This window comes from Pantoea sp. SM3640 (assembly GCF_015654165.1).
Lineage (GTDB): Bacteria > Pseudomonadota > Gammaproteobacteria > Enterobacterales > Enterobacteriaceae > Pantoea > Pantoea vagans.
In genome coordinates this window covers 2111448-2123791 of sequence record NZ_CP064872.1, presented here as the reverse complement: position 1 = coordinate 2123791, position 12344 = coordinate 2111448, and the positions used below count along the sequence as shown (strand labels likewise).

The following is a 12344-nucleotide window of genomic DNA, read 5'->3' as shown; positions in this document are numbered from 1 at the left end:
CAGGAGAATGAGGAATGGCGATTGTGACGCTTACCTTAAAAGCGTCGCTCAGCCCGGCAGGGGTCAGTTAACCAGTTTCGTCACGACACGAACGGCTCTGGCGTAAACTTCTCTCTGGCCGTTGACCGATCGCGCTTCCTGTTGTTTCAGGAACGCGATGATTTCCTGTATGCCTGCCGTCTTGCCTGACTTCAGCAGGCTGGAAACAGCCTGTCCTACCACGGCATAGACATCATCCATATCCGCTGGTTTATCGGTACTCAAAAGAAACTCCAGTGCAGCAATTCTGCTGAAAAGCATCTGATCGGACAACGCTTCGGTGATTCAGCCTGCCCGCACGTTTATCGAAAGCCAGCATCATGGCAGGGCCTTAAGCAGTTTTTCCCGCAGCGTGGCAACCTGGGTCGTCAGTTCACCAAGCTCACTGCAGGCGGTATCCATTACGGAGACCATATCGGCCGGGACGCCCGCCGCCGCGACTTTGAGCTGGTGGCCCTGTTCCGTCAGGGAGACCACAACCCGGCGCTCATCCTTCCCGGTGTCACGCTGCCGACAGATGATGCCTGCGCTCTCCAGCCGCTTCAGAAGCTGACTGAGTGTGCCGGAATCCAGCCGCACGCGTGCGCCAATATCGGAGACGGTCAGGGCATCTTTTTCCCACAGCACCAGCAGTACCAGATACTGCGGATAGGTCAGCCCCAGCGGTTTCAGCCGCGACTGATAGAGCTTTGTCATGGCGAGCGATGCGGAGTAGAGCGCAAAGCAGAGAAACTGGTCGATGGTTTCAGGCGCTGCACTGGCGGGAGAGGTATCAGCGATCCCCGCGGTTTCATCATTCATATCTTTACTCATTCTCAGTCCGGGGCAGGAGAGCCAGACCACCGGTGGCTTGTCAGCCCTGAAGTCTTGCTAAGCGTGTATCGGGAAGATGCGGACTGCGGCAGCATCTTTTGTCGGGTGTCAGACACCTAACTTTCAGGCGCTTTCGCGGCGAGAGGAAAAGCCGTTGGCTGCGCCTCCGTGTGAAAGGTGGCTCAGTATTGAGTCAAATTAAATTGAAGTCAACATAACCGGGCGTAGCCCCTGGCACACAACGTGCGCCAGGGGCAAATCGGCTGAAATTTGCCGCATCATTTCAGCGTTTAACGCAGAAGCGAATGTCGCACACTGTCAGCGCCACGATCCGGTCATCGGGTAATGACCGCGCAGCGCAGAAAGTTATCCATGACCGCAATCATTCTTCCCACCGCCAGCAGGTCAGCGGCCAGTAGCAGGTCGCTACGCACCAGTTTATCCATCAGGGCGCGGTCACTCATGTGCGCCTGAATCCGGCTGTAAAGCTCGGTCAGATGTATCCAGTTATTGGCGAAGGTATCCACGCTCAGATACTCCCCTTCGCTGAGCTGCTGCAGCAGAATATCCACGTCCTGTTTTAGCCCGCCGATACGGCTGATAAGATCAGCCGTATCGGCGGAACGGTGTCCGCCGGAAGGGTTCATACGGTGAAGGTCCCGACCATGCCACGCAGGTCGCGCGCCTGCGCCAGCAGGGACTGTGACGCAGAAGAGGACTCTTGTACCAGCGCGGCGTTATTCTGCGTGACGCCGTCCATCTGACTCACCGCAATGCTGACCTGGGAGATGCCCTGCATCTGCTCACCGGAGGAGAGTGAAAGGTTGTCCATGGCATCGGCCAGTTCACCTACGCGGCTGACAATTTTCAGGATGCGCTCACCAGTTCCTGCGGCCACCGTGACACCTTCCTCGACCTGCGTCACCGCCTGCTCAATCAGCTGCTTGATGTCGCGTGCCGCAGTGGCGCTGCGCTGGGCCAGCGATCGGACCTCACCCGCGACCACGGCAAATCCGCGACCGTCTTCCCCGGCACGTGCTGCTTCTACTGCGGCGTTAAGCGCCAGAATATTGGTCTGGAAAGCGATGCCCTCAATCACCGACGTAATGTCACGCACCCGCACGGCACTCAGCGAAATGTCATGCATGGTTTCTGACAGGCGCTGAACATCCGCTTCGCCTGCATGAGCCAGTGTGGCAGCCTCGCGTGCTGAACCCGCCGTCTGATGCGCGCCCGCCGCATTGCTTTTTACCGTGGCGGTGAGCTGCTCCATGCTCGCTGCGGTTTCCTGCAGCGCAGCAGCCTGCTGCTCGGTACGGGATGACAGCTCACTGTTGCCCTGGGAAATCTCATCGGCCGCCAGCGCCACCGAAGCGGAAGCATCCTTGATTTGCGTTACCAGCCCGCGCAGATTGGTCTGCATACCGCTTAACGAAGCAAGCAGGCTGGTGCTGTCGCCACCGCGCAGCGTAACCGCGGAGGTGAGATCACCAGCCGCGATCGCGGCAGCCAGCGCCTGTGCCTGAACAGGTTCGCCGCCCAGCTGACGCATCAGCATACGCACAATAAACGCGCAGGTGGCGACCGCAGCCAGCACGGAGATCGCTGCCAGGATGATCAGTATCCAGGTGGTACGGGCGATAGCGTTCCCGTTTTCCACCACCGCATCCCGACTGTTGCGCATCTCCAGCTCAGTCAGATCGTTGATCGCTTTAAGCAGAGTCTGCTGCGCAGGACGCGCTACGGTTAATAGATAGTCGGTAACCTCCTGCTGACGGTTTTCCAGCCCGAGTTTTCCGGCGTTCATCAGGGTGGATAGCGCGGCCTCTTCGGCAGATTCAATTCTGCTCATCGCCTCGCGTCCCGCGGGGCCGGCGTCAGTCTGCATCATGCGCGACAGCGCTTCACGATTGCTGATGTAAAGCGCCCGCTGTTTTTGCAGACGTTCCCATTCTGGCTTCATCGCAACAGGATCGGTCATCAGGGCCAGGTTACGCACTGCAATGGCCATATCCCGCACGCCGCCACGCATATCCAGCACGGTCTGGTACTTTTTCAGCCGGACATTGACCACCTCGTCCATGCTATTACGGGCGCTGTTCAGCGCCTGAATCGCGGTACCGGCACAAATAATAAACAGCAAAATCAGCAGGCCAAAACCTGCGCTAAGGCGCGTTGAGATTTTCATCGATCTTCCAGAAGAGTTCGTTGGGTAACTCGGTATCGGCAGCCGGAGAGGGTTCTGTAGGGTTGTACTTAACTAAATTGAGTGCTATTTAGTTTTGTGCGATAAAAGTACGATATGCCGGAATGTCTACCATGCAATCAGACCACCGGAAATAAATAAAAAAGCGTCGTGCTTCCAGGCTCTGTCACGCAAATTTGCGCAACGACTTACGGTGGCGATAACAGGGCAAGTTCTTGTTAATTCGTAAGTTAATGTCCCTTTCACAGTACATCCTGACGCGCTGTGTAGTGTCCCGCCTTTTCGGTCGTATAACCCGTCGAAACCGTCGTAATGCATAAATATAACCGGACCGGCCTGTTAATCTGGTCGCCGCTGCCGATAGAACACTCATCGATATTGATGACGTCACCGGCACGCGCCGCGCAGAGCAGGTCTTCTGTTGTGCTGGCGCGAGGCGGGTGAGAACGCGTGATTTCTATGAGCAGAAATAGCGGAGGGGTGATTATCGTCGGCAGTTAAGCTGACAGGCTATGAGAAATCCACCCCGGGTTTTTACAGATAATTAAAACAACACTCTGACACTCTCCATCACCGGGAATGAACGCATGCGCCTGAAACTTTTCTGGCTCGCAGTGCTGAATATTGCGACCATCATTTTACTCTCCATACTGTGGGAATTCGGGCTTGAGGCGCGGATTTCCAGCCTGCTGGGCCTGGGCTACGATCCCGGTTTCGAAACCAGCGAGCGGGTGCGTTTTATCCTGACTGCGACTGCATTTGCCGGGCTGGCAATGATTATTCCGGCGCTGTTTATCGTGAATCTGGTCCGCAGATCGCTGAGTGCAGAAAAAAACGCACTCAGGCTGGCCGGCACGGATGCGCTGACCGGCGTGATGAATCGCCGATCATTCACCGCACACCTTGCTGCGCTGAATACCGGCGAGGTGCCTTATACCCTGACGCTGCTCGACATCAATGATTTCAAGAGTATCAATGACCTGAACGGTCATCGTCAGGGCGACGCCACGCTGGTTGCGCTGGCCGGACTGCTGACCACCTCGGCGGGCACGCAGAGCCAGGTGTTTCGCATTGGTGGGGATGAGTTTGCTATCGTAACCGCGGCGTCGCAGGCTGAGCAGGCGCTGGCCGCCGCTGAAAGTCTCTGTCAGCATGCAGCATCCATCCGGACCGGCCCGCATACCTTCCTCAGTCTCTCTGCAGGCATTGCCAGTTCAGCCTGCACCGGGCAGGCCGATGTGGTGCGGGCGGCGGATCTGGCGCTGTACGAAGCTAAACAGAACACGCGTTCTCATCTGGCGCGATTCACACCAGACATGGAGCTGCGCTTTCGCCAGCGGGAAAGGCTGGAGCAGGAGGTCGTTGCTGCCGTCAGCGGCCACGCCATCGTTCCCTTTCTGCAGCCGCTGGTGTCGCTGCGAAGCGGAAACATTACCGGCTTTGAAATACTGGCACGCTGGATCACCGCGTCGGGGCAGACGGTTTCACCCGCTGAGTTTCTGCCGGTGGTGGAACGGCTGGGGCTGATGGACAGCATGACGGTGGCGCTGCTGCAGGATGCGGTCAGTGCAACACGGGCATGGCCTGCCGGGCTCTGCCTGTCGCTGAACATTACCCCGGAGCAGCTGCTGAGACCGTCGCTGACCACCTGTCTGTCCCGCATCATGCAGCATGCCGGACCGGTCATGCTGGAACTGGAGATCACGGAACAGAACGTTATGGCTATCTCTGATGATGCCCGCGAGGCGATCCGCCTGCTGAAAGAGGCCGGTATTGGCGTGGTACTGGACGATTTCGGCACTGGCTATTCCAACCTCTCCGTATTGCTGGGGCTGGGGATTACCAAAATCAAAATTGATCAGACGTTTATTGCCGGAATTGTGACCGGGTCGGAGCAGCGTAAAGTCGTGGAAACGCTGCTGGCGCTCTGTCAGGGGCTGAATGTGGTGATTACGGCAGAGGGCATCGAGGATGTCGCTACACTGCGGTGGCTGAGAAAACGCGGCTGTGATTATGGTCAGGGGTATCTATTCAGCCGTCCGGTGCCTGCCGGGCAGGCAACCACGCTGCTGGCGTCGGCCAACGTGGAAGAGCTGATGGAGGAAGAGGCTGTGGCGGTTAACTTAGTCAGGGCGCTGGGCTAAACTGGCGTGAGAACGGATTATGGCTGGCATGAGTCAGTAAACAGGCCCGGCAGGAAGCGCCGGGCCTGCTGTCTCATCAGAACTGGTAAATCAGACCCAGCGCGGTGATGTCGTCGGTCGCCAGACCGAGCGGGTTATTATCTTTCAACAGGTTGATGCGGTATTCACCATAGACCGACATGTTCTTGTTGAAGTAGTAAGTGGCACCCACGGCGGTGTACTTAATGATGTCGGCATCGCCGATATTTTCAATCTCTTTGCCCTTCGATGAGACGTAACCCACGGATGGACGGAAGCCGTTCAGGAACTGATACTGCGCCACGGCTTCAAAGTTTTGCGCTTTGTTGGCGAAGCCGCCGCTGATCGGCGTGGCGTTCAGGGTTTCGCCGTACATTGCGGCCAGATAAACCTGGTTCGCATCATATTTGACTGAGGTTGCCCAGTGCTGGGCTTTTTCGCCTTCACCGTGTGCGGCTGCGTTCTGCGCCGTGGTGCGATCCAGGCTGGCAAACGCGCCAGCGAAGCTCAGGCCGAAATCGAAGTCATAAGACGCGGAGAGGGCAAAACCATCGCCATTCGAACGACGCACGCCGTCGATGTTACTGCTGCGGTCGTTTTTACCCTGATACTGTGCAGCAAGGTTTAACCCGTCTACCAGACCAAAGAAATCACTGTTACGCCAGGTCAGCACGCCGGTTGAGCGGCCAGAGAGGAAGGCGTCGGTATAACCGGAATCGCCGCCGAAGAACGGCAGCATATCGGTGTAACTCAGCGCGTCATAGACCAGGCCATAGTTACGTCCGTAATCCAGCGCACCGGCCTTACCAAATTTCAGGCCAGCATAGCCCAGACGGGTACGGTTGGTGGCCTGTGCGTCACTGCCTTCAGAGTTGTGAAGGCTGTACTGATACTGCCAGAAGCCATAACCGGTGAGCTGATCGGTAATCTTCGTCTCACCCTTGAAACCAAAACGGGCATAAGAAGAGGTATCACCGTTGTTGTTATCGTCGTCAGAAAAGAGGTGTGACACGTTAATCTTGCCGACCAGGTCCAGCTTATTGCCATCCTTGTTATAAATTTCTGCGGCCTGTGCGGAAGAAAGACCGATCAGTAACGGCATAATAGCCGTCAGTAAAGTGCGCTTCATCATTTAATTATTACCCTGTATTCATTAATTATTATTCCCCTGTTTCGGGGTGAAATGAAAATGACACAAAAAGTTAAAATTACAAAGCGCAATAAAAGTAACAAAATGTGATGTCTATATTCAGCTAATGAATAACAGCAGGGGACAGAAGATTAAATGACAAGGTAATAAGATTTTCTTCTAATAAAACCTCAAGGGGTTATGGTGTAAAACTACATTATAATCAATAAATTAGTTAAAAAAAACACTATAATCCATAAGTTAACTGTATATAATTGAATCACATCACTCCCTGTATTAATTATAGTGAGTTTTATGAAAGTGATAATTTCACAAGGATTCACTTCTAATCATTAGTCTGCATATTAATATCTGTTCATCTTTTCAGAAATATTATTTCCCGCCCGATAATCACATCAGAAATAATCTGCGCGATACTGATTAAAGTGTCATCGCATTGCTCATTAATTAATCGATAACAGGCGGGAAAATTAATCCGCCCGGCGTGATAAATGAAAATAGTTTGTTAAGTTTTGCTATTTAGCGCTCTTAGGTCAGCCGAAATCCGGCGACCACCGCTGCACCAGTGAGAGGCAAACTGCGCTAAAACAGGGCAGGAAATGGGTTTTCATGGAGAGATAATTTATCAGCGATCACAAAAGCGATATTTCATCCCGCGAATGCATAATTCCGCTGTTTAAAACCCAGCTTTGCCGCTGCAATCAGACAATTATTCACTATATATGCAAATTAATTGAATATTGTCAGCGTCTAACTCATTGATATTCCGTTGTGATGACCATTTTATGCATTAATTCTCTGGCTGGCACGTTAACTGCACTCTACAGTAGGGCTGCACTACAACATCCTTTAACAATTTTAAAACATAAGCTTTACCTGGCCGGTAAAGTAAAGCAGGAGAGTGGGTTATGGCACTGCACGTTTCACGTCACGATTTCGATCAATGGATGATGCCGGTTTATGCACCTGCGACCTTTATACCGGTTCGCGCAGAAGGCTCCACCGTCTGGGATCAAAACGGTAAAGACTATATCGACTTTGCCGGTGGCATCGCTGTTAATGCGTTAGGGCATGCGCATCCGGCATTGCAGCAGGCGTTGCAGGAACAGGCCGCACGGTTATGGCACACCGGTAATGGCTACACCAACGAACCGATCCTGCGACTGGCGAAGCAGTTGATCGACGCCACCTTCGCTGACCGGGTGTTCTTCTGTAACTCCGGGGCGGAAGCGAACGAAGCGGCGCTGAAGCTGGCCCGTAAAGTGGCACATGACCGTGTCGGCCCGCATAAAAGTGGCATTGTGGCGTTTAAGAATGCGTTTCACGGTCGCACCCTGTTTACCGTGTCAGCCGGTGGTCAGCCCGCCTACTCAAAAGATTTTGCGCCGCTACCGCCTGAGATCCAGCATGCACCGTTTAACGATCTGGCTGCAGCCGCTGAACTGATTAATGACCATACCTGCGCCGTCATTGTTGAACCGATCCAGGGTGAGGGCGGCGTGCTGCCTGCCGATCCAGCGTTCCTGCGTGGACTGCGTGGGCTCTGTGATAAGCATCAGGCCGTGCTGATTTTTGATGAAGTGCAGAGCGGCGTGGGTCGTACCGGTTCGCTCTACGCCTATATGCATTATGGCGTCACGCCGGATGTCCTCACCAGCGCCAAAGCGCTGGGCGGCGGCTTCCCGATAGGTGCAATGCTGACCCGCGACGATCTGGCGCTGGTGATGGGCGTCGGTACCCATGGCACCACCTATGGCGGTAATCCGCTGGCGGGCGCGGTCGCCGGTAAAGTGATGGAGCTGATCAACCAGCCTGACATGATGGCGGGTGTCACGCAGCGTCACGGGTGGATTGTCGCGGCCCTGGATGAGATCAATCAGCGCCTGCATCTGTTTAAAGAGGTGCGCGGTCTGGGTCTGCTGATTGGCGCGGTGCTCAGCGATGACTATGCCGGTAAAGCCAAAGAGATCAATCTGGCCGCCGCTGAGATGGGCGTGATGGTGCTGATTGCCGGGGCTAACGTGGTCCGTTTTGCCCCCGCGCTGAATATCAGTGAGCAGGAAGTGAAGCTCGGCATGGCACGCTTTGCTGAGGTGTGTGAACGCCTGGTACGAGGGTCCGCATCATGATGGTAATCCGTCCGGTTGAACGCGATGATTTAAGCCAGCTGATGGCGCTGGCCGGTAAAACCGGCGGCGGGCTGACCTCGCTGCCCGTTGATAGCGCCACGTTACAGGCGCGTATCGATCGATCGCTGCAGACCTGGGAGGATACGCTGCCGCGCGCAGAGCAGGGCTATGTCTTTGTGCTGGCGGACAGTGAAGATAACCGCGCCGTGGGCATCTGCGCCATTGAGGTGGCGGTCGGCCTGCAGGATCCCTGGTACAACTTTCGCGTCGGCACCCAGGTGCACGCTTCGAAAGAGCTGAATGTCTATGCTGCGCTGCCCACCCTGTCGCTGAGTAACGATCACACCGGCAGCAGTGAGCTCTGCACGCTGTTCCTCGATCCTGACTACCGTGACGGCAAAAACGGCTATCTGCTGTCAAAGTCCCGCTTCCTGTTTATGGCCAGTTTCCGTGAACGCTTCACCAATCGGGTGGTGGCTGAGATGCGTGGCGTCAGCGATGAGCAGGGGCATTCACCGTTCTGGGAGAGCGTCGGCAGCCGTTTCTTCTCAATGGAGTTCAGTAAAGCCGATTTCCTCAGCGGCACCGGCCAGAAGTCCTTTATCGCGGAGCTGATGCCAAAGCATCCGCTCTATATCGACTACCTGACGCCAGAGGCGCAGGCGGTCATCGGACAGGTACATCCACACACCGCACCGGCCCGTGCCGTGCTGGAGGCGGAAGGCTTCCGCTACCTTAACTATGTCGACATTTTTGATGGCGGTCCGACGCTGGAGTGTGATATCGACCACATTCGCGCCGTACGCAAAAGCCGTCTGCGCAGCGCAGAGCCGGGCGAAAATCCGGCTGATGCGCCGCTCTGCCTGGTTGCCAATAACCATTACCGCCAGTTCCGTGTGGCGCTGATCCCGGCCCATGCCGACGGCGACAGCGTGCAACTCACGGATGAACAGATGCAGGCGCTCCACTGCCAGCCGGGCGACAGCCTGCGCGTAGTGACGCTCTGCAAAGAGGAGAAAACAGCATGACGCACCTGATAAAGGGAGAATGGCTGAGCGGCGACGCGGAGATCCTGACCAAAGCGGATCCGGTCAGCGGCGAGACGCTATGGCAGGGCCAGGCAGCATCGGCCGCGCAGGTCACGGCGGCCTGTGACGCGGCGCGAGCCGCCTTTCCGGCCTGGGCCAGACGCCCGCTGGCGGAACGGCAGGCGATCATAGAGAAATTTGCTGCCGGGCTTGAAGCGCGAAAAACAGACATGGCAGAAACCATCGCCCGTGAAACCGGTAAGCCGCGCTGGGAAGCGCTGACTGAAGTCGGCGCGATGATCAATAAAATCGGCTTTTCGGTGAAGGCATACCATAGCCGCACCGGTGAGCAGCATGAAGGCGAAAGCTCGCTGCGCCATCGTCCGCACGGGGTACTGGCGGTATTTGGTCCCTATAACTTCCCCGGCCATCTGCCAAACGGGCATATCGTTCCGGCGCTGCTGGCAGGCAACTGCGTGGTCTTTAAACCCAGTGAGCTGACGCCGCTGACCGCTGAGAAAACGGCTGAGATCTGGCTGGCCGCGGGCCTGCCAGATGGCGTGCTGGCGCTGTTACAGGGCGGACGTGAAACCGGTCAGGCGCTGGCCACCTGTAGCCAGATTGATGGCCTGCTGTTTACCGGCAGCGCCCATACCGGCTATCAGCTGCATCGCCAGTTTGCCGGTCAGCCTGAGAAGATGCTGGCGCTGGAGATGGGCGGCAATAACGCTCTGATTGTAGAAGAACCGGCTGACCTGGATGCGGCCGTCAACATCACGTTGCAGTCCGCCTTTATTACCGCCGGTCAGCGCTGCACCTGCGCCCGGCGTCTGCTGGTTAAACGCGGCGAGGCGGGTGATGCGTTTCTGCAGCGGCTGGCTGAGGTGGCAGGGCGACTGCAACCGGCCGCCTGGAATGCTGAGCCGCAACCCTTTATGGGCAGCGTGATCTCCACCGGCGCGGCAGAGAAGATTATGGGTGAGTGGCAACGTCGGGTGGAGGCGGGTGGCGAAGTGCTGCTGGCGATGCGCTGGCCGGATCGCCACAGCGCCATACTGACGCCAGGCATTATCGATTTAACCGGTGTGCAGGGCATCCCGGATGAAGAGGTCTTTGGCCCGCTGCTGGGCGTCGTCCGCTATGACACCTTTGATGAGGCGATTATGCTGGCGAACCAGACCCGTTACGGCTTGTCGTGCGGATTAATCTCGCCTTCGCGCCAGCAGTTTGATCAGCTGCTGCTGGAAGCGCGTGCCGGTATCGTCAACTGGAACAAACCGCTGACGGGCGCAGCCAGTACGGCACCGTTTGGCGGCATTGGGGCGTCGGGTAACCATCGCGCCAGCGCCTGGTATGCGGCGGATTACTGCGCCTGGCCGATGGCCTCACTGGAAACGCCGGACCTGACGCTGCCCGCCACGTTGTCGCCGGGCCTGGATTTCTCCGCGCCGGAGAAAACATCATGAAGGCAACCGAAGCCAACTTTGATGGACTGGTGGGATTAACGCACCACTATGCCGGGCTGTCGTTTGGTAACGAAGCTTCAACCCGCAACCAGCTGCAGCCCTCGAATCCCCGTCTGGCGGCAAAGCAGGGGCTGCTGAAGATGAAAGCGCTGGCCGATATGGGCTACGTGCAGGGAGTGATCCCGCCACATGAGCGGCCCAATATTGCGGCGCTGCGTCAGCTCGGATTCAGCGGCAACGATGAGCAGGTGCTGGCGGCAGCCGGCAAAACCGCGCCGGGATTACTCTCCGCCTGCAGCTCCGCGTCGGCGATGTGGGTTGCCAATGCCGCTACGGTTTCGCCGTCCGCGGACAGCGTGGATGGCCGGGTTCACCTGACGGTGGCAAACCTTAACAACAAATTCCACCGGGCGATGGAAGCGCCGGAAACGGCCTGGCTGCTGCGTTCCATCTTCCGCGACGATCGCCATTTTGCGGTGCACGATGCGCTACCGCAGGTGGCGATGTTTGGTGATGAAGGGGCGGCTAACCACAACCGGCTCGGCGGCGCCTACGGCGAGCGCGGCGTGCAGCTGTTTGTCTATGGCCGTGACAGCAGCCATGAGGGCAACGCTCCGCAGCGTTATCCTGCGCGGCAGACCCGTGAGGCCAGCGAGGCAGTGGCCCGTCTGCATCAGCTTTCACCCGAAAGCGTGCTGTTCGCGCAGCAGAATCCTGCGGTGATCGATCAGGGCGTGTTTCATAACGATGTGATTGCGGTCAGCAACCAGCAGATGCTGTTCTGTCATCAGCACGCCTTTGTTAATCAGCCTGAGCTGCTGGCGCAGCTTCGGGCGCGCGTACCCGGCTTTGTGACACTGGAAGTACCAGCAGATCGGGTCTCGGTAAAAGAGGCGGTAGAGACCTATCTGTTTAACAGCCAGCTGCTCAGCCGTCCTGACGGTAGCATGATGCTGGTGCTGCCGGAAGAGTCACGTCAGCATCCGGGTGTCTGGCGCTATCTGTGTGAACAGGTCGAAGGTGATACGCCACTGAAAGCCCTGAAGGTGTTTGATCTGCGCGAAAGCATGTATAACGGGGGAGGCCCGGCCTGCCTGCGTTTGCGGGTGGTGCTGACGCCTCAGGAGCAGCAGGCAGTCAATCCGGCGGTGCTGATGAACGACAGGCTCTTCAATACGCTGAATCACTGGGTTGACCGTCACTACCGCGATCGCCTTACCCAGGCCGACCTGGTCGACCCGCAGTTGCTGCGTGAGGGACGTGACGCGCTGGATGAACTGACGAAGCTGCTAGACTTGGGAAATGTATATGCATTTCAGCAGTGAAGGAGGCGGCAGCTCAGGCTGCCGCC

General features: G+C 56.9%; 10 protein-coding genes. 5 read left to right on the top strand and 5 right to left on the bottom strand.

Annotated elements, in window-relative coordinates; genetic code table 11:
• Positions 1-63 precede the first annotated feature (63 nt).
• The 4 genes from IV493_RS09875 to IV493_RS09860 form a co-directional block, all read right to left on the bottom strand.
• Positions 64-300, bottom strand: coding sequence for a hypothetical protein (locus IV493_RS09875; RefSeq protein ID WP_033782905.1), 237 nt, complete (start codon positions 298-300; stop codon positions 64-66).
• A gap of 57 nt (positions 301-357) precedes the next feature.
• Positions 358-852: a MarR family winged helix-turn-helix transcriptional regulator gene (locus IV493_RS09870; protein ID WP_107319609.1), complete on the bottom strand. Its 495-nt coding sequence runs from the start codon at positions 850-852 to the stop codon at positions 358-360.
• A gap of 335 nt (positions 853-1187) precedes the next feature.
• Positions 1188-1499, bottom strand: a complete 312-nt coding sequence (locus IV493_RS09865) for a hypothetical protein (protein WP_013357656.1) — start codon at positions 1497-1499, stop codon at positions 1188-1190.
• Positions 1496-3040 carry a methyl-accepting chemotaxis protein gene (locus IV493_RS09860; RefSeq protein ID WP_033782908.1) on the bottom strand — a complete coding sequence of 515 codons (1545 nt, stop codon included), beginning with the start codon at positions 3038-3040 and terminating at the stop codon, positions 1496-1498. Before IV493_RS09860 ends, IV493_RS09865 begins: the two co-directional genes overlap by 4 nt.
• A 605-nt stretch (positions 3041-3645) precedes the next feature.
• On the opposite strand from IV493_RS09860, the gene IV493_RS09855 reads away from it, so the two are divergent.
• On the top strand, positions 3646-5202 hold the full coding sequence (locus IV493_RS09855; protein WP_195857059.1) for a bifunctional diguanylate cyclase/phosphodiesterase: 1557 nt from the start codon (positions 3646-3648) through the stop codon (positions 5200-5202).
• A 76-nt stretch (positions 5203-5278) separates the two neighbouring features.
• Here the strand turns inward: IV493_RS09855 and IV493_RS09850 are convergent, their stop codons facing one another.
• Positions 5279-6352, bottom strand: coding sequence for a porin (locus tag IV493_RS09850; protein WP_304622255.1), 1074 nt, complete (start codon positions 6350-6352; stop codon positions 5279-5281).
• A 926-nt stretch (positions 6353-7278) separates the two neighbouring features.
• Between IV493_RS09850 and IV493_RS09845 the strand changes: the two genes are divergently transcribed.
• The 4 genes from IV493_RS09845 to astB are packed head-to-tail and all read left to right on the top strand — an operon-like array spanning position 7279 to position 12318.
• Positions 7279-8499, top strand: a complete 1221-nt coding sequence (locus tag IV493_RS09845) for an aspartate aminotransferase family protein (RefSeq protein ID WP_195857058.1) — start codon at positions 7279-7281, stop codon at positions 8497-8499.
• The gene (gene astA / locus IV493_RS09840) at positions 8496-9527 is read left to right on the top strand and encodes an arginine N-succinyltransferase (RefSeq protein WP_013357661.1); all 1032 of its coding nucleotides are present in this window, start codon (positions 8496-8498) and stop codon (positions 9525-9527) included. Before IV493_RS09845 ends, astA begins: the two co-directional genes overlap by 4 nt.
• On the top strand, positions 9524-10993 hold the full coding sequence (gene astD, locus IV493_RS09835) for a succinylglutamate-semialdehyde dehydrogenase (RefSeq protein ID WP_195857057.1): 1470 nt from the start codon (positions 9524-9526) through the stop codon (positions 10991-10993). Before astA ends, astD begins: the two co-directional genes overlap by 4 nt.
• Positions 10990-12318, top strand: coding sequence for an N-succinylarginine dihydrolase (gene astB / locus IV493_RS09830; protein ID WP_110331826.1), 1329 nt, complete (start codon positions 10990-10992; stop codon positions 12316-12318). Before astD ends, astB begins: the two co-directional genes overlap by 4 nt.
• Positions 12319-12344 lie beyond the last annotated feature (26 nt).

Excerpts from the sequence above, each read along its gene's own strand:
- IV493_RS09860 (WP_033782908.1), bottom strand. The coding sequence starts at position 3,040 with ATGAAAATCTCAACGCGCCTTAGCGCAGGTTTTGGCCTGCTGATTTTG.
- IV493_RS09865 (WP_013357656.1), bottom strand. The coding sequence starts at position 1,499 with ATGAACCCTTCCGGCGGACACCGTTCCGCCGATACGGCTGATCTTATC.
- astB (WP_110331826.1), top strand. The coding sequence starts at position 10,990 with ATGAAGGCAACCGAAGCCAACTTTGATGGACTGGTGGGATTAACGCAC.
- IV493_RS09850 (WP_304622255.1), bottom strand. The coding sequence starts at position 6,352 with ATGATGAAGCGCACTTTACTGACGGCTATTATGCCGTTACTGATCGGT.
- IV493_RS09875 (WP_033782905.1), bottom strand. The coding sequence starts at position 300 with ATGCTTTTCAGCAGAATTGCTGCACTGGAGTTTCTTTTGAGTACCGAT.
- IV493_RS09870 (WP_107319609.1), bottom strand. The coding sequence starts at position 852 with ATGAGTAAAGATATGAATGATGAAACCGCGGGGATCGCTGATACCTCT.
- astA (WP_013357661.1), top strand. The coding sequence starts at position 8,496 with ATGATGGTAATCCGTCCGGTTGAACGCGATGATTTAAGCCAGCTGATG.
- astD (WP_195857057.1), top strand. The coding sequence starts at position 9,524 with ATGACGCACCTGATAAAGGGAGAATGGCTGAGCGGCGACGCGGAGATC.
- IV493_RS09855 (WP_195857059.1), top strand. The coding sequence starts at position 3,646 with ATGCGCCTGAAACTTTTCTGGCTCGCAGTGCTGAATATTGCGACCATC.
- IV493_RS09845 (WP_195857058.1), top strand. The coding sequence starts at position 7,279 with ATGGCACTGCACGTTTCACGTCACGATTTCGATCAATGGATGATGCCG.